At 36.6% G+C, this 20,693-nt stretch carries 13 protein-coding genes; 4 read left to right on the top strand and 9 right to left on the bottom strand.

Annotated features, from left to right (window positions below; genetic code table 11):
* Nucleotides 1-5,332 (top strand): LamG-like jellyroll fold domain-containing protein (locus tag GZ212_RS10725; protein WP_166959912.1); only part of this gene is annotated, 5,332 nt, incomplete at its 5' end.
* A 207-nt stretch (nt 5,333-5,539) separates the two neighbouring features.
* Nucleotides 5,540-10,117 (top strand): LamG-like jellyroll fold domain-containing protein, encoded by a 4,578-nt coding sequence (locus GZ212_RS10720; RefSeq protein ID WP_166959909.1) that lies wholly within the window; start codon nt 5,540-5,542, stop codon nt 10,115-10,117.
* Nucleotides 10,118-10,200: 83 nt separating this feature from the next.
* Here the strand turns inward: GZ212_RS10720 and hisS are convergent, their stop codons facing one another.
* From hisS to rpsF, 5 genes are read right to left on the bottom strand one after another with little or no spacing between them, the layout of a single operon-like run.
* Nucleotides 10,201-11,571, bottom strand: coding sequence for a histidine--tRNA ligase (hisS, locus tag GZ212_RS10715; protein ID WP_166959906.1), 1,371 nt, complete (start codon nt 11,569-11,571; stop codon nt 10,201-10,203).
* A 32-nt stretch (nt 11,572-11,603) separates the two neighbouring features.
* The gene (locus GZ212_RS10710) at nt 11,604-12,071 is read right to left on the bottom strand and encodes a DUF6495 family protein (RefSeq protein ID WP_166959903.1); all 468 of its coding nucleotides are present in this window, start codon (nt 12,069-12,071) and stop codon (nt 11,604-11,606) included.
* A gap of 60 nt (nt 12,072-12,131) precedes the next feature.
* Nucleotides 12,132-12,596 carry a 50S ribosomal protein L9 gene (rplI, locus tag GZ212_RS10705; protein ID WP_166959900.1) on the bottom strand — a complete coding sequence of 155 codons (465 nt, stop codon included), beginning with the start codon at nt 12,594-12,596 and terminating at the stop codon, nt 12,132-12,134.
* 13 nt (nt 12,597-12,609) lie between these two features.
* Entirely contained in the window at nt 12,610-12,909 is a 300-nt protein-coding gene (gene rpsR, locus GZ212_RS10700) for a 30S ribosomal protein S18 (protein ID WP_197276757.1), read from the bottom strand.
* The gene (gene rpsF / locus GZ212_RS10695; RefSeq protein ID WP_053972556.1) at nt 12,909-13,247 is read right to left on the bottom strand and encodes a 30S ribosomal protein S6; all 339 of its coding nucleotides are present in this window, start codon (nt 13,245-13,247) and stop codon (nt 12,909-12,911) included. Before rpsF ends, rpsR begins: the two co-directional genes overlap by 1 nt.
* 200 nt (nt 13,248-13,447) lie before the next feature.
* On the opposite strand from rpsF, the gene GZ212_RS10690 reads away from it, so the two are divergent.
* Nucleotides 13,448-14,143: a LytTR family DNA-binding domain-containing protein gene (locus GZ212_RS10690; RefSeq protein WP_053972555.1), complete on the top strand. Its 696-nt coding sequence runs from the start codon at nt 13,448-13,450 to the stop codon at nt 14,141-14,143.
* Here the strand turns inward: GZ212_RS10690 and priA are convergent.
* From priA to GZ212_RS10670, 4 genes are all read right to left on the bottom strand, one after another.
* On the bottom strand, nt 14,140-16,593 hold the full coding sequence (priA, locus tag GZ212_RS10685; protein ID WP_166959897.1) for a primosomal protein N': 2,454 nt from the start codon (nt 16,591-16,593) through the stop codon (nt 14,140-14,142). The two genes, GZ212_RS10690 and priA, sit on opposite strands and share 4 nt — an antisense overlap.
* Before the next feature lie 4 nt (nt 16,594-16,597).
* Nucleotides 16,598-17,539, bottom strand: a complete 942-nt coding sequence (locus tag GZ212_RS10680) for a YihY/virulence factor BrkB family protein (protein WP_053972553.1) — start codon at nt 17,537-17,539, stop codon at nt 16,598-16,600.
* Nucleotide 17,540: 1 nt separating this feature from the next.
* Nucleotides 17,541-18,398 (bottom strand): carboxylating nicotinate-nucleotide diphosphorylase, encoded by an 858-nt coding sequence (gene nadC / locus GZ212_RS10675; protein ID WP_166959894.1) that lies wholly within the window; start codon nt 18,396-18,398, stop codon nt 17,541-17,543.
* Nucleotides 18,399-18,515: 117 nt separating this feature from the next.
* The gene (locus tag GZ212_RS10670; RefSeq protein ID WP_166959891.1) at nt 18,516-19,730 is read right to left on the bottom strand and encodes a porin family protein; all 1,215 of its coding nucleotides are present in this window, start codon (nt 19,728-19,730) and stop codon (nt 18,516-18,518) included.
* Nucleotides 19,731-19,877: 147 nt separating this feature from the next.
* Between GZ212_RS10670 and GZ212_RS10665 the strand changes: the two genes are divergently transcribed.
* Nucleotides 19,878-20,681 (top strand): hypothetical protein, encoded by an 804-nt coding sequence (locus GZ212_RS10665; protein ID WP_166959889.1) that lies wholly within the window; start codon nt 19,878-19,880, stop codon nt 20,679-20,681.
* The last annotated feature ends 12 nt before the right edge of the window (nt 20,682-20,693 follow it).

Genomic DNA, 20,693 nt, shown 5'->3' with positions numbered 1-20,693 from the left:
CAATACAGTCACACTTACCGTAACGGACAACAACAGCAACGTTTCAACTTGTACAGCCACTGTGACCGTTCAGGACAATATCGCACCTACGGCAGTATGCCAGGACATTACCGTACAACTGGACAACACGGGGAACGCATCCATCGTGGCCCAAGATATAGACAACGGCTCCAACGATGCCTGTGGGATCGCCTCCCTGGCAATCGACCAGACTACATTTGATTGCTCCAACATAGGTGACAATACAGTCACACTTACCGTAACGGACAACAACAGCAATGTTTCAACTTGTACAGCCACTGTGACCGTTCAGGACAGCATCGCACCTACCATCTCTTGCCCTACTCCTGACGCCTATTACAATACAGATCCAGGGGAGTGTAGTGCTACCTTGTCATTCAATGCCTCAGCATCGGACAACTGTAATGGTTCCCTAGCTATATCATATAACATCGCGGGAACTCCAATCTCGTTCCCTTACGATTTCCCGTCTGGAACAACTATCGTAACTGCCTTGGCAAACGATGGAAACGGCCAAATTAGTTCTTGTGACTTCAACGTCGTTGTCGAGGACCACGAAGCACCCGAAATACCGACCTTAGATCCCATCATAGAATATTGTTCTACTACAGTCACACCACCAACCACAAGTGACAACTGTGATAGTATTGTTACAGGGACTTCAAATGAAAGTTTATATTTTGACACGGCAGGAAACTTTACAATCTATTGGACATTTACCGACAGTTCAAATAATTCAATTATTGGTATCCAACAAGAGGTTACTATTTTGGATGATGAGGCACCTGTACCAGATTTAGCGACATTACCAGATTTAAATTTAGATGGTTGTCAAATTTCGGATATATCAGAATTAACCATTCCAACCGCTACAGATGGTTGTGATGCTGACGGTGAGGTTATTTTAGGAACACTTCCCTCGGATTTTGTATTTCCTTTTTCTTTCTCTGGAACAGAAATAATCGATTGGGAATTTATAGATAGTAATGGAAACGTTACTATTCAAACACAAAATATCACGTTAACACCTCCAAATATTGATGGTGGCACACTTCAAGGTACCTTTGAAGGAACTCAATTTTCCAGCCAAATCGATATTTCTTCCTGTCAAGAAGAAATTAATATCGATTTAGATTTAACAGGAGAAATAGGAAACATTATCCAATGGGAACAGTTTGCTGTAAACGAAGGGGTTTGGAATATCATTTCCAATACATCTGACAGCTATTCGGTTACCTTTGCAGTTGGCGAATTAGAATCTACCTACTATAGAGTTTTAATTCAAATAGGCAATTGTAATGTCTATTCCAGTTTATTTTATGTCAGATCACTACCTCCTGGATCAGCTCCTACTATTGAGAATTTAGATGTTGATTCTAACTATTGTCTAGGAGAGGAAGTTAATCTTTTAGCTACTAGTAATTATTTAGCAACCGAAGAGGCTTTTCCTGATTATCCTCCTGGAGATTTTAATCAAGGGCAGCTAAACACGCAAGATCCTAATGGATGGTTGGTTGATGGAGAAACTGGTGGATTTACGGCTGGTGGAAGTGCAACAAAACCACGAAATTGGTCCGCAAAAACTTGTAACAATCAAGAAAATGGTGACATTGTATATTGCGGTAATGATGGTAAGTATACCATAGCTTATGGTGATTTTAGTTCTCCCCAATATAACGGAGCCATTCCAACAACACTTGAAACTCCTATAATGGATTTATCTAATGTTGCTTCTGCAAGTTTAGATTTTGACCAAGCTTATTATTTTTCAGATCAAGATTATGCCGTTATAGAAATATCTATAGATGGCGGTGTCAACTATTCGACCTTGGTACTTATGCATGCTGTAGGAAGTGGTGATTCAGATTGGTATACTGCAGGAACTGCAGAATCTGTTGCCGGATCAACTCCTACCGAATATAATTTTGAAACGGATAACACCTCTATTCCTTTGGACGCCTATATTGGAGAAAGTAATGTTAGAATTAGATGGTCCTTTACAGGTACTACTACTCAAAGTGCTTGGGCAATGGATAATATTTATGTCTACCAAGAAGTCTATGTAGATACAGAACTAGAATGGACTGATGGAATTGGTGATCCTAGTGAAGATCCTATTGTAACTGGAGAAACCCAAGTTCCTATTTCATTTGTTCCTGAAGTACCTGGAAGTCATAATTATGGTGCAACAGCTTTAATTAACGGTTGTAGGTCATATGATGAGGATGGTACAGACCTTATTGGGATAAAGGTATTCCATTCTTATGCAGGTGAAGATGTAATTTTTACCCCAGATGAGTGCGGACAAAACACGGTTCAATTAAACGCCTATGACAATAGGTTGACCGCTACTCAAAATGCAGCCAAGGGAGCGTATACGCTTCCTGATAATTGTGTCAACTGTGATGATGAAGGCGCAATAGAAGTTACAGACATTGCCGGTGAATGGGCGGTTACAGGAAGTAGTAGTTGTGGTGGGAATTTCTCCATTTCTGACATCAATGATCCAGATGCCCAATTTACTGGAGATGCAGGAATTTATAACTTAACATGGACTGTTAATGGATGTACAGATAATATGAACATCGAAATTATCAATTGTGATTTGGTAGATTTTGATGGTACAGATGATTATGTCGATTTTGGCCAAAACAATTACGATTTATCCAACAATGACTTTAGTATTGAAGTATGGGTAAAACCAGAAACAATTGGTGGAGGAGTGCAAGCTATTTTGTCGAAAAGAGATGCTAGTTTTTCAGGGAATGCACACGGCTATGATTTACGAATCAACAATTCGGGTCATGTCGTGTTTCGTTGGAATAAAACTGGAATAATAAATTCCTCTCCTTACACTATAGACACAGCTAGATGGTATCATGTAGCAGTAACCCGATCTGGAAATGAGTATCGACTTTATATTGATGGTATATTAATTAAAACTGGAGGTGGAGCACAGCCATCTAGCAATAATTACAAGACTCTTCTGGGAGCAATGGATCATGCCTCATCTTCAGTTCCAACCAACCATTTTAATGGCTGGATAGATGAATTACGAATTTGGAACAAAGCTCTATCAGTAGAACACATCAGACAAATGATGAACCAAGAAATTGAGGCCTTGGGAGCTGATGTTGGAGGTGTGGTTTTAGGTTCAAAAATAAATGGACCGGATGCCAATCAAGATGGCATTGATGATAATCCGTTATTATGGTCTAATCTGGAAGGTTATTATCGTATGGATATTGCTTGTGGTAGTCTGTCTCCAAATTATTCAGTAGGAACAAACGGTAGATTGAAAAATATTACATCCAGTCAACAAGAAACTGCTCCACTACCCTATACTACCATACAAGCTGGAGATTGGGGTAATGATAACACACCAACTTCCCCCTGGACCAATTACTCCGTTTGGAATTATCCCAACAGTTTAGGAATAAATGGCTCAAAAATTGATTGGAATATTGTTGAGACATCACATGATGTGTATTCTCATAATGACAACATTACCCTTTTGGGATTATTAAATAATTCAGGCTCTGAAATCACCATTTCAAACCCCAATACGGCCCAAGATGAAAACAATAATGGTAACGCTTTATGGGTAACGCATTATCTAAAACTTAATGGACAAATAGATTTAGTCGGACAATCCCAACTGGTACAAAAGAGTTATAACACGAGTCAATTGAATGACAGTGAATTGGAGTCTACAAGTAGTGGTTTTATTGAAAGAGACCAACAAGGGACAGCTAATCTTTACAATTATAACTATTGGAGCTCCCCTGTGAGTGGAATAGGCTCTAGCGTTGCAATCAATGCTCATTATACCGTTGGTGGAGTCTTAATGGATGGGACAACCTCATCCAATCCTATTGCCATCAATTGGATAGGAGGTTATGATGCCAATCCAGGATCTCCCATTTCATTGCCGAACCATTGGCTATGGACCTATAATGCCTTGGCCAACACCTATCTACAATGGAATCAAGTAGGAAGTACTGGGAATATCCCTACTGGAAATGGTTACACTATGAAAGGTAGCGGCAGTGGTTCAGGAACCGATACCCAGAATTATGTTTTTAAAGGAAAACCGCACAATGGTTTGATTCAAAACACCAATACAAACATATCAAATGGTAACGAAATTTTAATTGGTAATCCTTACCCAAGTGCAATGGATGCTAATGAATTTATTAGAGATAACATTCCAGGTTCTGGAAGTAATATTGGTAGTTCTGAGGCTATTGATGGGTCCTTATATTTCTGGATTCATTATCTATCAAATTCTACTCATATTTTAGCAGCTTATGAAGGTGGATATGCTGTTTACACGTTAACTGGTGCAGTACCGCCAACAACGCCTCCGCCTACTGAGGATGGTTATGAAATCAGCGGAGAAGGCTCTTCTGGTTTAATGCCAGGAAGATACATTCCTGTAGGTCAAGGTTTCTTTGTAGGAGCGTTGGAGCCAGGAACTGGAGGACAAATCAAGTTTGAAAACGACCAGCGTATTTTTAGAAGAGAAAATAGTACGAATTCTGTATTTTTGAAATCATCAAATACTGAAAATGCTTCTTTAACTAATAATGAAGAGGAAGAAGATCTTCTGATTAAAAGAATTAGAATAACAGCTGTTACCCCCAACAATCTGCATAGACATTTAATGGTTGGTTTTGTTGAAAATGGCTCCGCGACAGATGGTTTTGATTATGGCTATGATGCCAAAAATATGGATGACTATCCTACCGATGTGTCATGGAATGTTGAGAATACTAATTTTATTATTCAAGGGGTAAGCGAATTTGATTCTACTAAGCAATATCCCTTAAATGTTAAATTGGCTCAAGCTGGAGATTTGGCAATTAACCTTAGAATGCTAGAAAACTTTGATGAGGAAATAGATGTATTTATTTACGATTCTTTAACTGGCGAATATTCTCAATTTAATGAGGTTCCATTCTCTATTAATTTGGAAGCTGGGGAATATAACAGCCGATTCTACCTGACATTTGAATCAGATGAATCCACCTTAAGCATTATCGAAGATTTAACCAATGAGATTAGCGTCAATTACTTAAATAATTCAGGTGAAATCTTTATCAATACTTACAATAAAGTTAAAGTCAATCGCGTACAACTAATTGATATGGCTGGGAAAGTTTTACAAACTTGGAACAGTTCTCAAGTTACTGAACTTGCCAATTCCAAGATCAAACTACCTGTAAGACACATTTCAAGTGGTAACTACATTATCAAATTAGATACAGGCCTTGGCACAAGTATTAATAAAAAAGTGATTATTGAATAACTTCAAAAATCAGACTCCAATTATAAAGCGGTAAACAATATTTACCGCTTTTTTTATATAATTTCCTATAACACAATGCATTTCATCGATTTTTTTTGCTTTTAAAAGATATAAACTTATCTTTGTTGAGCTTTTGATTTAGCCCCAAACTAAACCAATCTACTTATGCGAAACAATACTTTTTCAATATGTAAAAGTATCATTGTCATGCTTTTACTATTTTCATGTAAAATAGCTCTAACCCAAACAACCATAGGTTTCTATGACTTTGAAAATGGTTTACAGGGTTGGACGGATGGTGGCAATGATGCAGGCTTGAGCAACTCTTCCTATTACTCTTGTTTTGGGAACCGCGCCATCTATTCCAAAGATGATCAAGATAATCAAAATAGAGTCACTTCCCCAATTCTAGATTTCACACCTTACTCAAACATCACAATTTCATTTTGTTCTAAAAATAATGGCCTTGAAAATGGAGAAGGTTTCAAGCTTGAATATTATGATGGTTCGACATGGTCACTTCTCAATACGTTTAAAAAAGGGGTTGATTTCTATGTTTCGGGTTATTCGTCCTACGACCTTGTATATACATTTGCCAGTGACACTTATTCATTTAGTACTAATTCCAGAATACGCTTTTCGAGTACAGCAAATCAAAATTCAGAATACAATTACTTCGACAACATCCTCATTGAAGGAATCGAAAATGAGCCTGAAATAACCATTCAAGATTTTTATGATAGTGATGGAGATGGAGTCTACGATGATGTAGATATAGATGATGATAACGATGGTATTTTGGATTCTGATGAGGAGCTCAGTTGTAAAAACTCAGCCATATCGACTTACGTAAATTATAAGTTCCTAAATGAAACCTTTGGAACTGGAACCAATCGCACCACTATAAATACCACTTACGATGCGCAAACAAGCTATTGCTATGAAGATGGTAGCGGATCCTGTAATAGCAATCAAGATTTAAATGATGGAGAGTACACTGTTTACCACAAAGCATGTGATGGAGATGGCACTAATGACACACCAAATAATGAAGTTGCTTCATGGGCCGACGAATATTGGTATTCTGGTCTAGACCACACTTCAGGTGATACCAACGGGCGTATGGCGATGTTTAATGCCTCCTATGATCCTGGGTTGTTTTACACGGCTCATATCCAAGGGGCACTTCCCAACGTACCAATCACCTATAGTTTTTGGGTAATCAATTTGGACAACCATGATGCTCCTGGTATCAGTTCACGTTTAAGACCTGATATTTTGGTGGAATTCCGAGATGAAAATGGAAATATATTGAACTCCTTAACAACAGGAAGCATCCCTCCCAACAATCCAGCCTCTGCTAATAACGGCTGGATCAACTTTACGGCAGATTTAACATTTAACGTTGATGAATTTTACGTTTATTTTTTCAACAACGAAACAGGAGGTCTTGGAAATGATTTAGCTCTTGATGACATTGTCATTTCTCAAACGCTTTGTGATACAGATGGTGATGGCGTTGCTGATATTTTTGATTTAGATTCTGACAATGATGGAATACCTGATGTTGTTGAAGCAGGCTTGGGAGCATATAGTGAAGGAAAAGCAACCTTAACAAACGTATCAACTTGGGTGGATGCCAATGGTAATGGCATGCACGATTTGGTTGAAGGGCACATTCCTTTAGATTCAGATGGTGACAGCATACCAAATTATCTAGATTTAGACAGTGATAACGACACCCTTTTTGATGTAGACGAGTCAGGGGCTGGAAATCTAGCCGATACTTCCTTTCAAAATGGCGATGGAGACATCAATGGAGATGGTGTGGGTGATGGTACTGATACAGATGCCGTAAGAGAAACAGATGTAGAATCCGATGGAATTGTTGAATATTTTACCGATGGTATTTTGGATTTATATGACTACTACAATGGAAGTACATTTGAAGATGCATATGGTAATAGTAACCAGGGAATAGGATATATTTACTATGTAAAAGATACAGATAGCGACGGATTGCCCGATTATATGGATACCGATTCTAACGACGATGGCATTTATGATATCGCCAGTACCTTATATCACGGATTAGATGCTAATAATGATGGAGTCATTGATGATATGACAGATTTGGACAGCGATGGTATCATGGATCTCTTTGATACAGATGACAATCTATTTGGATCCCCAAGAGATCTGAATCAAAAATTGCTGTTATACTTTGATGGAAGAAATGATTATGTTGAAGATACTCAAATACTGAGTGGTCTTTCTGACGTTTCTTTCATGACATGGATTAAAATTGATCCCACTTTCACTGGTAGAGCAATCATTCTTGGGCAAGCCAATTTTGAATTGGAAGTAGAAAATTACGGGGATGTTACTATAACAGCTCATGCTGATAACAAACAATTTTCCACTGGTGATATTCCATTGAATCAATGGGTTCATGTAGCAGCTACTACAAGCAGTTCAACAAATCAATTGGTACTTTATATCAATGGAGAAAACCGAGGCAGCGTCAATGGTATAGGTGGCTCCTTGAATACCAACACCTATAATTTTACAATTGGTAAGTCTGCTGATCCAGCAGACAGTGATACCTATTTTAAAGGCTTCATAGATGAAGTCAGAATATTTACCAAGACATTATCCGATGACGAAATTCACAAAATGGTGTATCAAGAAATCGGGAATAATGCAGGCAATGTAAGAGGTGAAGTTATCCCTCGAGATATCACCGACTTTGTTGATGTAGACAATAATTCTCCTTTATCATGGTCTTCCCTGCTGAGATATTACAGGATGGATGTTTATAAGGATGATATAATTGATGATTTGACAACCCCTGGTTTTGATACGGTTGGCGCAAAAATTTACAATGTTAAACATATTGGTTACCAAACCGCTCCACTCCCTTTTATCACCCAACATGGTAATGATCTCTTACCAGAAACTCTGGATATTCCAGAAGACGGTGTGAATGGTTATGACGCCACAACCTATGATTGGAGCATCATAAAAGTACTCCACAATAATATTTCTTACAACGAAAACACATCCCATTTGGCATTCTTTTTAGAGGAAAATGATTCCAATAATGACCCCATCGAATTTAGTATTGAAAATGATTCTGAGTTCAATGTGAGCTGGTATTTGAAATTAGATGGCCTTTTAGATTTAACTGGAGAATCACAATTGGTTCAAGGATTAGACAGCGAATTGGATACCACTAGTAAAGGACGCATCGAAATTGACCAACAGGGAACCAAAGATCTATTCACTTATAATTATTGGTCTTCTCCAGTAGGTTTAATCAACAACACCCTAAACAATAAGGAATATCACGTTCCAGACGTTCTATTTGATGGATCTGACCCAAACGAGGCACAAGAAATCAACTTCATTTCAGGATATAATGGAAATTCGGGATCACCCATAAGCATTGCCCATTATTGGATTTGGAAATTCAATAATTTTCCAACTGATGATTACGCCTCTTGGCAACACGTCAGAAATACAGGAACCATGTATGTAGGTGAAGGATATACTATGAAAGGTGTCGCCAATACCAATGGAAATGTATCCGACGAGCAAAATTATGTTTTCGTGGGGAAACCTAACAACGGAGACATTGCTCTCACAATTAATGACAACAATGATTATTTGGTAGGAAATCCCTACCCTTCAGCCATAGACGCAGTTCAATTTATATTAGATAATGGCAGCATCATTGAAGGAAACGGGAACCTATCTGGCACGCTCTATTTCTGGGAACACTGGGGTGGTGGCTCACATATTCTTGCCGAATATCAAGGAGGTTATGCCACTTACAATTTATCAGGAGGAGCACCATCTGCCTCTTATGGAACCAATGACCCAGATGTGGGCACGGGAGGCGTTCCAACAAAAATTCCTGGCAGGTATATTCCCGTAGGTCAAGGATTTTTTGTAATAGGGGAAAGTGACGGCCAAATCAAATTCAACAACGGACAACGTGTCTTCAGAAAAGAAGAGAATGGAGTCTCTGTTTTTGTAAAACAAGCTAATCCCAATACAAATGTGACCAATGATGAGGAAAACCCAGAAGACTATTATGATACGCGATTAAAAATTAGATTAGGTTATAATTCGGTAAATACGATTCACAGACAACTCTTAGTTACTGAAGATCCACAAGCATCAGCAGGTATTGATTGGGGTTATGAAGGTATTTTAAATGAGAATCAAATGGACGATATGTTTTGGCAAATATCTGATGATAAATTCGTGATTCAAGGAATCGATGTGATTGATGAAGCTACCATATTGCCAATTGGTATCAAAACCGATACACAAGGAATCAACACCATCATGATTGATGCTTTGGAAAACGTTCCAGATGACTTAAACATCTATCTATATGACAGCGAACAAAACCTTTATCATGATCTAAGGGTTAGTAATTTTTCCGTCACCCTTGGTGCCGGAAATCACCTCAACCGATTTGAACTGAGATTCTCAGCTGAAACACTAAGCATGGAGGAAGATACTTTAGCTGAAAGCCTGTCTGTTTTCTATGCTAATGACCAACAAGAAATTGTCATTTACAATCCAAAACTTTGGGATATACAAACAGTAGAAATATATAACACACTAGGCCAATCAGTCTATCAATTAAACAACCTAAACCAAGAAGAATATTCTAAAATACAATCAAATAACTTAAGTCAGGGCGCCTACATTATTTCAGTTTCCACTAAACTGTACGGCACATTCAACAAAAAAGTTATCATTAAATAGAGATCTTAAGCGTAAGTCCCAAATCTAGCTTTTAGATTTGACTGTGCCCGGGAGCCTCGAACAAAGTTCGGGGCTTCCTTTTTTTATTTAAATCTAGCAATAAGCTCTGTTAAAGTTAAAGAAACTTGCTCCCCAGATTTCATGTGTTTTAAGGTAAAGGTCTGTTGTTCCATTTCTTTTTCACCCACCAACACAACATATGGAAGCCCTCTTTTATCGGCATGCTTCATTTGTTTGCCCATTTTAGCCGTATCAGGGTAGAGTTCTGAGTGGATTCCTTGTTCCCTTAAAGCTTTAATTGCTTTCATAGCATACAAGGCTTCATCATCACCAAAATTGATAAACAAAACATCCAGAGTCTTGGTCACTGTTTCAGGAAATAATCCAAGCTCTTCCAGCACCAAGTAAATACGATCCAAACCAAAACTGATACCGACGCCACTCATATTTTTCAACCCAAAAATCCCGGTCAAATCATCATAGCGACCACCACCTCCAATGGATCCCATTTGAACACCCTTTGGCGCCGCTACTTCAAAAATAGCTCCTGTATAGTAATTTAAACCTCTAGCCAAGGTGACATCCAATTGTAATTGGGCCGTTTTTAAACCTAGCTCAGCAATGGCTTTTTCAATAAATTGTAATTCCTCAATTCCCTTTTTTCCTTCCTCAGAGGTACTTAAAATATCCTGTAATTGAGAAATCTGAGCACCAAAATCACCACTTAAAGAAAAAAGCGGTTGAAGCTTTTCAATTCCTTCATGAGAAATTCCTTTACCTATCATTTCTTCCTTAACCTTCTCCTCTCCTATTTTATCCAGCTTATCCAAAGCCACTGTAAAATCAATCAATTTATCACTGGCGCCAATCACCTCTGCAATTCCAGATAGGATTTTACGGTTGTTGATTTTGATGGTAACTCCCTCTAGGCTTAAGGCAGTGAAAACAGCATCATACAATTGTACAAACTCCACCTCTTGCCATAAAGAATCTGATCCGACTACATCCGCATCACATTGATAAAACTCTCTAAAACGTCCTTTTTGAGGTCTGTCTGCTCTCCAAACAGGTTGCATTTGATACCGCTTAAAAGGAAATTCTATCTCATTTTGATGTTGGACCACATAACGTGCAAATGGTACGGTTAAATCATAACGTAAGGCTTTTTCTGAAATATCTACAGCTAACTTTGTAGAATCCTTTGTTTGGTAGGCTGCTTCATCCACCTTTTTTAGGTAATCACCCGAATTCAGAATTTTAAAAATCAAGCGATCCCCTTCATCTCCATATTTTCCCATTAAGGTTTCCGAATTTTCAAAACTCGGCGTTTCAATAGGTTGAAAGCCGTAAGTCTCAAATTGGGAACGGATGGTAGAAAATATATAGTTTCTTTTAGCTACCTCGCTCGGGCTAAAATCTCTGGTTCCTTTAGGAATGCTTGGTTTTTGTGCCATGTTATTCTGTGAAATTTACCGCAAAAATAGAACTAGTTAATCAATTTATCAAAGTAATTGAACAATTCACCTTTGGTAATGACCCCACCTTGACGAATCAATTGAAATTTATCCAAATTTCTATCTTCAGAATAGTCTTTTTTGGCCTGTAAAAACTCCACCTCATCGCTCATAAGGTTCTGGCGCAACCACCCATAACCTTCATCTGTGGTAATGTCTTGATCATTTTTAATTTTTACGGCAATAACATGCATGTTCTTGTCGTTCAAATAAAAAAGATGCATCTGCTGTGGCGAGATGTGTTCAATATAACCAACTTGATTTAAAACGCCTTCCCAAATCAAATCACTAAACACGTCCAATTCCTGTTCAGCTAATTCAGGTTTGTTGACCTTTAAATGATCCCACTCCTCTGCCGTAACCGATTGGGTGGCCAAAAAGTTGATAAATTCTTGATGCAGTTCTTCAAACTGCTCTTTGGTTAATCTTGCGTACTTCATAATAAATTCAATAAAAAAAGCCCCAACGTTGGTTGAGGCTTTTTGATGTTTTGAGTGAAATTAGTTACTTGCAGGAATTACCTCAAATGGGAATTCAAAAATAACGTCTCTATGCAAACGGATTACAGCATTGTACTGCCCTAAACGCTTGATGTTTCCACCAACTATAGTTACAAATCTTTTATCGATGCTGTGACCTTCTTTCTCAATAGCGTCTACCAAATCCATAGTAGTAACTGATCCAAAAAGTTTATCACCAGCAGAAGCTCCTTCAGTTGATTTAGCAGGGATTTTGATCTCCAATGCTTTAACTGCTTCAGCTACTTTTTCAGCATCTTCAACAATTTTCTTTTCTTTAAAAGCTCTTTGCTTTAAATTTTCTGCCAATACTTTTTTAGCTGATCCTGTAGCTAAAACGGCAAACCCTTGAGGAATTAAAAAGTTTCTACCATAACCGTTCTTAACTGTTACAATATCGTCTTTAAATCCTAAATTCTCAACGTCTTGTTTTAATATAAGTTCCATCGTTATGATATTTTTATTTTAATAAATCTGCCACATAAGGCATTAAAGCTAAATGACGTGCTCTTTTGATAGCTACAGATACTTTTCTTTGGTACTTTAAAGAAGTTCCTGTTAAACGTCTTGGTAAAATTTTACCTTGTTCGTTTACAAATTTCAATAAGAAATCTGGATCTTTATAATCGATATACTTGATTCCAGACTTTTTGAAACGACAATACTTCTTAGCTTTGTTAGTTTCTATATTAAGCGGAGTAAGATATCTGATTTCTCCGTCTTTCTTTCCTTTTGCTTGTTGTTCTATAGATGACATAATTACGCTTTTTGTTTGTTTCTGTTTCTTCTTTTCTCAGCCCAAGCAGCAGCGTGCTTGTCTAGTTTTACAGTTAAGTAACGCATAAAACGCTCGTCACGTCTGAATTCAAGCTCTAATTGAGTGATAGCATCACCTTCTACTTGATATTCAAATAAGTGATAAAAACCACTTTTTTTGTTTTGGATTGGGTAAGCCAATTTTTTTAGACCCCAATCTTCTTTCGAGATCATTTTTGCTCCTCTGGAAGTCAGAAACTCTTCGTATTTCTGTACTGTTTCCTTTATCTGTGTTTCAGATAAAACGGGATTCAAAATGAAAACAGTTTCGTAATGATTCATAATTGTTTATCTATTAATGTTAAAAATGGGTGCAAAAATAATTATTTATTTCTTATATTGCAAAGTAATCCCCTTAATTTTTCTCCCTCATTCAAACATTGTTAATATTTTGTTAAAAATGTATTTTATCGATGTTTTTTGGTTTTTAACCGAATTTTTTGTACTATTGTCGATATCTTAACCGAAATAAATTAAATGTTATGACTTTAAACTGCGTAGTAGTTGACGATTCAGCCATACAGCGACTATCAATAGTCAAACTAATTGAGAGTCATCCAGCTCTTAATTTAATTGCTGAGTACAACAGTGCCCTAGAAACCAAAAACGGTTTAAATACTCATAAGGTAGATCTAATATTCTTGGATATTGAAATGCCCGTATTGAATGGATTTGAATTACTGGATGTATTAAATAATAAACCCCAAATTATTTTTGTAACCGGTAAAACAGAATATGCTTTTAAAGCATTTAATTATGATGCTACCGATTATTTGCACAAACCGATTACCAAAGAGCGTTTTAATACGGCTGTTGAAAAAGCTATTGAGCAGCACAAATTAAGACATGACTTCAACGAAGAAGAAGGTGAACACATCTTTGTGAAAAGTAACCTTAAAAAACGTAAGGTTTATATTAAAGATATTAAATGGATTGAAGCCCTTGGTGACTATGTAAAATTAGTAACCGAAGATACCAGTTTGGTGGTGCTTTCTACTATGAAAGCATTTGAAAAAGAGTTACCAGAAGGTAAATTCTTGAGAATTCACAAATCCTATATTGTGAACTTGGATAAAATTGATCGTTTCAACAGTAAAAATGTTGAAGTTGGGGCTTACGAAATACCATTAAGTAGAAATAAAAAGACACAGTTGGTTGACGCACTTAATAATATTTAGTAGTTATCTACATTTAATATTACCCGAACCGACCTAAAATCTTTTACACTCAAGAAGCTATTATTAATTTTAATGATAGCTTCTTTTGTTTTTGACAACGACTGTTTGGGAGGTATTTTGACCAATATGTGTTTGATATATTGGTTTCTTATTCTAGCCACGGGGGGATACTCAGGACCTAAAACCCCACTTTTAAAAATCATACGCAATGATTTGGCATACCACTCGGCCCCTAAATTAACCTTATTGTAATCCTTATGTTTTAAGGATATTTTTATCAATCTATAGATTGGAGGATATTTATAATTATGGCGTTCATCCATTTGCTCCTTAAACATATCCAAATAAGAGTTGGTAGAAACTTGCTGTAAGATGGTATGATACGGATTATAAGTCTGTATCAATACTTTCCCTCTTTCTTTGGTTCTTCCTGCCCTTCCAGAAACCTGAACCATCAATTGAAAACTCCGTTCGTGAGCCCTAAAATCAGGGAAATTCAGCATATTATCAGCATTCATAATACCAACCAACTTGATGTTTCTGAAGTCCAGCCCTTTTGTTAGCATTTGAGTACCCACCAAAATATCAATTTCCTGCTGCTCAAAAGCATTGATTATTTTCTCATACCCATACTTCCCTTTAGTGGTATCCAAATCCATTCGAGCGATTTTGGCATCGGGGAATAAAACGTTGGCCTCCTGCTCCACCTGCTGCGTCCCAAAACCCTTAGTGTCTAATTCAACACTTCCACAAGCTTCACAAGTCTTAACCATGACCGTGTGATATCCACAATAGTGGCACCGCAACTGATCTCGATATTGATGGTAGGTTAGACTTACATCGCAATTGGGGCATTGCGGGGAATGACCACAAGTTTGGCATTCTATAATAGGTGAATACCCCCTCCTATTTTGAAACAAGATAATCTGATAACCCTCAGCCAAAGTTTCTCGCATTTCTTCAATCAATCGATCACTAAAATGACCCGTCATTCTCTTTTTGCGATGCTTTTCTTTGATATCCACTAGCTCTATATCCGGCATCAGAACATCATTAAATCTCGTAAATAAAGAAACCAATCCATATTTACCTTGTTTCGCATTATAAAAGGTTTCCAAACTAGGTGTTGCCGATCCCAACAAAGTTTTGGCTTGAAACATATGCGCTAGAATGACAGCCGTATCCCTACCGTGATACCTAGGAGCAGGATCAAATTGCTTGAAAGATTGCTCATGTTCTTCATCTACAATGACCAATCCCAAATTTTTAAATGGCAATAGTACAGCCGATCTGGCTCCGAGAACAATTTGAGCCTTTGGTGAGTTTTCTAAAATTTGGTTCCAAACTTCTACGCGTTCGTTAGAAGAATACTTGGAATGAAATACCGCTACTTTTTCACCAAAATAGGTTTGAAGACGATTAACCAGCTGTGTGGTTAATGCAATTTCAGGTAGCAAATAAAGGACTTGTTTGCCGAGATCCAGAACCTCCTGAATCAACTTTACATAAATTTCTGTTTTCCCCGAAGAAGTCACGCCATGAAGCAAAACAATATCTTTTTCTTCAAAAGTTTTTTTGATTTCTTGGTAGGCCTGATTCTGATCTTCAGAAAGTAATTTGGTTTCAGAAGACACTTCACCTTCAAATTGAATTCTATCTGTTTGAAAGTAATACTCAGTTAAAACGCCCTTATCAATCAATGCCTTTATTATGGCGCTTGAAGCACCACTCTCCTCAGTTAATGTGGATACTTTAATCGGTTTTTTGGTTTTTGCCGACAGTGAGAAAAGTGTCATTACCACATCACGTTGCTTACGGGCACGACTTAACTCTTCCAACAATCCATGCAGTCCGACTTCAGAGGTATATTCATCTCCCAATTTGACATATCGCACCAACTTTGGGGTATATTTTTCAAAGACTTCTTCCTGAACAGAAATGGCCTGCTTTTCCAAAAGTCCTTTAATGACCGGAAGCACATTCTTTTTATCCAAAATCCCCATGACATCCTGAATCTTTAGAGATGATTGATGATGGAGGGCTTCCCACAACATGAATTCATCATCTTCCAAATCAGCATCGCTTATTTCAACATCCTGACTTTTTAAAATAACCGTTTCGCTTTCCAATATAAAGGCATTGGGCAATGAAGCTCTCATAACCTCTCCCACCGTGCACATGTAGTAATCGGCGATCCAATGCCATAGTCTCATTTGTCTTGAGGTGACTATGGGCGACTCATCGAGTATTTGCTCTATAGGTTTGGCCTCATAAACCAAAGGTGCTTGTTCATGTATTTTATATACAATACCAGTATAAATCTTACTTTTACCAAAAGGAACTGACACCCTAACCCCTGGAATTAGGAATGTTGCCTCAGCTTCTGTTATACTATAAGTAAACAGATTGGAAATAGGAATGGGAATAATGACATCAATATAGTATGACATCTGCCTAAGCGTTTTTTCTATTTTGTTTTTTCAATCGGTTTAAGGTAGCATTGAGCTCATACCCTAAAAGCAAAATAGTAGAGTTAAGCCATAGATAGAACATTAAAATCAGTAAAGCCCCTATAGAACCATAGAGTTCGTTGTACCTTCCAAAGTTCTCAATATACAAACCAAACAAATAAGAATTCAAGATAATCAATAAGGTAGTAAACAAAGCACCTATAGAGAAAAATTTAGAATGTCTCCCTTCCTTGGTTCCAAAATAATACAAAGTCGCAGTAGCCAGAAAAGCCGTAAGTACGAAAAAAGCATACTTGGCAAGGTTTAACCATTGGGGCACATTCTGTTTATCTACTAAACCGTATTGCTCCAGATTCTGACTGATATAGATTTGTATGTACCCAAGTACCACGACGTTCAAAATCAATAAAAAGGCTAAAATCAAAGCTACCCCAAGAGCAAAAACATATTGTTTAAAAGGATTTCTGGTTAATTGCTCGTGATAGGAACTTTCAAATCCAGAAAAAACGGCATTGATCCCATTGGCCATCAAAAAAATGGAGGCAAACAACACTGATGAAATCAAACCTCCGTTTGCCGTATTATCAATATTGACAAAAATATTATCAAAAAAGAAATCTGACGTACTGGAAGGCAAAAAGGAATTTAAAAACTTTAGAAATTCAATTTTAAAATCGTCAATCGGAATATACGGTATGACGATTAATACAAACAATAAAAATGGAAATAGGGCCGTAAAAAAACTAAAGGCAATAGCACTGGCTCGGGTTGTAAGAGCTCCTTTAACAATACCTATCCCATATAGTTCTAAAAGGTCATAAACTGAAAGTCCCTCCAGACCGGGTAGTTTTAATCCTTTTAGCAGTTTCACCAACAGATTAACAATTGGAATTTTTTCCAGTTTGTCTTCTACCTGTTTGGTCATATTAAACTGCTTTTAGGCTCAAATCCATATTATAAACGGAATGGGTCAAGGCTCCAGATGAAACAAAATCGACGCCACATTCAGCATATTGTCTTACAGTTCTTTCATTGATATTACCCGACGATTCAGTTTGACATGCATCCCCAATCAAAGCAACAGCTGCCCGGGTTTCATCAAAATCAAAATTATCTAATAGAATGCGATCAACACCTCCACTGGCTAAAATTTCCTTGATTTCATTTAAATCGCGCGCTTCAACTATAATTTTTAAATCCTTATGATGGTCTTCTAGGTATTGTTTTGTTTTTTCAATAGCTTCTGGGATTCCTCCCGCAAAATCAATATGGTTGTCCTTTAACATGATCATATCATAAAGTGCAAACCGATGATTTTCTCCCCCACCTATCTTAACGGCCCATTTTTCGAGTGCCCGAATACCTGGAGTTGTTTTTCTTGTATCTAAAATTTGAGTTTTGGTTCCATCCAATAGGTCAACAAACATTCTTGTTTTAGTGGCAATGGCACTCATTCTTTGCATCGCATTTAAAACCAATCGTTCCGCTTTCAAAATGGCTTGAGAAGGACCTTCTACAAAGAAAACAATATCGCCTCTTTTTACATTTCTTCCATCATTGATAAACGTTTTCATCTTTAAACGTTTATCAACATACCGAAATACTTTACGAGCAAATTCTACACCAGCTATCACACCTTCATCCTTCACTAACAATTTGGCTTTTCCCATGGCATCTTCAGGAATACAGGCCAGTGAGCTATGATCTCCATCACCTACATCCTCTCTGATGGCATTGGCAATTATAAGATCTAATTCAGTTTCAAATTGTTCTTGACTTATCATAGGTGGTGTATTTTAATGTAAAAATACTAATTGATTTTTGAATTATTCACGACCAGCCCAATTTATACTGAAATCCTAAAAAGAATTAAAATGAAAAAGTAAAGCCCATAGAAGATCTTAGAAAAAAGTATACCCCAATATGACCGAAACACTTGTAAAATTGGTATTCCAATTGCCATATTCTCCTAGTAAGTTTCGATTGGTCGAATATCTAATCTCTGCACTCATTCTATCCATGAATTTATACCCCAACCCAAATGCAAAAAACCCTTGGCTTTTAATATCCAAATCACTTCTCCCATCAAAATCCACTTTTGAATCACCAAAGTTTATCACAAAAGCATGGGAAGCATTGATAAACAATTTGGACTTTTCACTTAGCACAAAATAATGTCTTAAACCCAAATTCAAATCTAGAGCTTGATAATCTATGGTTGATTCATATTCAAAAATCCCGATAGGTTCATCATTACTCGCCTTAAAAGCTTGATAAGTGGGCTCAAAAAACACGGCCCATTTATTTTTACCCGCAGGAAGGACTAATTCCAATTCAACTCCCACTCTTATACCTTTCTGTTGTCCATAATCAACATCTCCAAGCACTATACTAGTAGGATCAGGGGATAACAATTCTAAAGAAGAGAATGTTACACCTGGTCTTAAAGACACATTAAGGTCTAACTTACCTTGACTTTTTTTGTAAACCAAATAATTCGAATTTTGACATTCGTTATAAGCAATAAATAATTTAGATAAATCCCGCTCCTTATATTTAGCGTTTCTTATTTCTGAATCCTGAATACCTTCACATTTCAACTGGCTATAAATCTGCTTTTTAAAAGTGTTATTCTCAGTAATTTTATAGCTCTCATCTAACAAATAGGTTTTATATATCAAGGGCTCTAGCTCTCCCCCATTCATCTGATAATAAAAAGCTGGTCTTTTAGGACCATCATAGAAATAAAGATTTGCGCTTCCTTCTACAATAGCTCTTAAAAATATTTCTTGCTCTTCAAATACAGGCTCTTGATTGTAATCCAAATCCTCTAATGCTGAAGAAGAAACATCGACCTTTGTCTTTCTTTTGATGTATTTTATATGTTCTGAAATTCCAAACTCTATAATAGTTTCCATACGTACTGACTGTATATCACTATTTTCAGAAGATTTATACTCCAAATTTGCCGGTAATTTTAAATAGGATTCATCTTTAATCAGGCAATCCGTTCGGTTTCCTGATTCATTGATGAAGTATCCGGCAATAAATTGGTTTTGAGCAATAGCGGAAAAACTAAATAATAGGGCTAGCAAATAAAAATAAGTAGATTTCATGTAAAATAGTTGGTTAAAATTTAGGTTATGCGAAAATACGTTTCTCGAAATGAAAAACCACAAAGTTTAATTTTTAAAAATGTATCTTAGATTAATTTGAAAAATCAAATTACTTTTAACTACCTCAAAATCTATCAACTTAAAAAAATGAAATTTTTCTTTAAATTATCCATTCTATTTTTGTCATTATTATATACTCGGAATAGCACCTTGCTAGCCCAAACCAACTCAAAACCAATAATTTACCTTGATGAAAATCAAAATCAAACCAACGAATCCATATTTGTAGCAAAACGCAAAAACTTTCTATACACTTCCACAAAATATAAATTAGACACTTTAGACATATATCTGTTGGTGAATGCCTATGAATTTGGAAAGTTAAATCAGCAAGAAAACGAGCAAATAAGAAACCTCATCTCAAGAGACAAGGCTCAAGAAATCAATGGGGATAAAAATATCATTATAAGCTACATGGATACCCTGAGAGGGTATAAGCCTTATTATAAAGGAAATTCAAATCAACTGGTTACATCAGAAAAAAAACACACTAATAGATTAGTAAAATTTGATAATAGGCAAGAAAAATGTAAAGAACAATTTAATGCATTTAATACAGAAGTAATATACTATTTCGGGTCAAAAGAAAATTTCAACTATAAGCCCAAAAATTTTGAATGGAAAACCATACCGCAACCAATTTTTGACACCTTTTTTCAAACTCATTTTTCTAGACACATCTTATTAAAACCCAATGGAGAATATTTTATTTACCGATATATGCCAGAAAAAATATTGAAAAAGTTAATAGGTGCTCCGTGGAATTCTTACTTTAATGATTTTGAAACAGCAAAAAAAACAGGCACATATAATCGTCCCGGAATTTTCAGTAAAATTGCACCTTCAGATTATCATTCCAGTAATGGGTGTTATCAAGACCCCTATTTTTAATTATATTACAAT

Source organism: Mangrovimonas sp. CR14, from assembly GCF_011764015.1.
GTDB classification, from domain to species: Bacteria; Bacteroidota; Bacteroidia; order Flavobacteriales; family Flavobacteriaceae; genus Mangrovimonas; species Mangrovimonas futianensis.
This window is presented reverse-complemented; position numbering and strand designations above follow the sequence as displayed.

What these genes read in the sequence shown, in the direction of transcription:
- GZ212_RS10720 (WP_166959909.1), top strand. Translation starts at nt 5,540, where the DNA reads ATGCTTTTACTATTTTCATGTAAAATAGCTCTAACCCAAACAACCATA.
- hisS (WP_166959906.1), bottom strand. Translation starts at nt 11,571, where the DNA reads ATGGCACAAAAACCAAGCATTCCTAAAGGAACCAGAGATTTTAGCCCG.
- GZ212_RS10710 (WP_166959903.1), bottom strand. Translation starts at nt 12,071, where the DNA reads ATGAAGTACGCAAGATTAACCAAAGAGCAGTTTGAAGAACTGCATCAA.
- rplI (WP_166959900.1), bottom strand. Translation starts at nt 12,596, where the DNA reads ATGGAACTTATATTAAAACAAGACGTTGAGAATTTAGGATTTAAAGAC.
- rpsF (WP_053972556.1), bottom strand. Translation starts at nt 13,247, where the DNA reads ATGAATCATTACGAAACTGTTTTCATTTTGAATCCCGTTTTATCTGAA.
- GZ212_RS10690 (WP_053972555.1), top strand. Translation starts at nt 13,448, where the DNA reads ATGACTTTAAACTGCGTAGTAGTTGACGATTCAGCCATACAGCGACTA.
- priA (WP_166959897.1), bottom strand. Translation starts at nt 16,593, where the DNA reads ATGTCATACTATATTGATGTCATTATTCCCATTCCTATTTCCAATCTG.
- GZ212_RS10680 (WP_053972553.1), bottom strand. Translation starts at nt 17,539, where the DNA reads ATGACCAAACAGGTAGAAGACAAACTGGAAAAAATTCCAATTGTTAAT.
- nadC (WP_166959894.1), bottom strand. Translation starts at nt 18,398, where the DNA reads ATGATAAGTCAAGAACAATTTGAAACTGAATTAGATCTTATAATTGCC.
- GZ212_RS10670 (WP_166959891.1), bottom strand. Translation starts at nt 19,730, where the DNA reads ATGAAATCTACTTATTTTTATTTGCTAGCCCTATTATTTAGTTTTTCC.
- GZ212_RS10665 (WP_166959889.1), top strand. Translation starts at nt 19,878, where the DNA reads ATGAAATTTTTCTTTAAATTATCCATTCTATTTTTGTCATTATTATAT.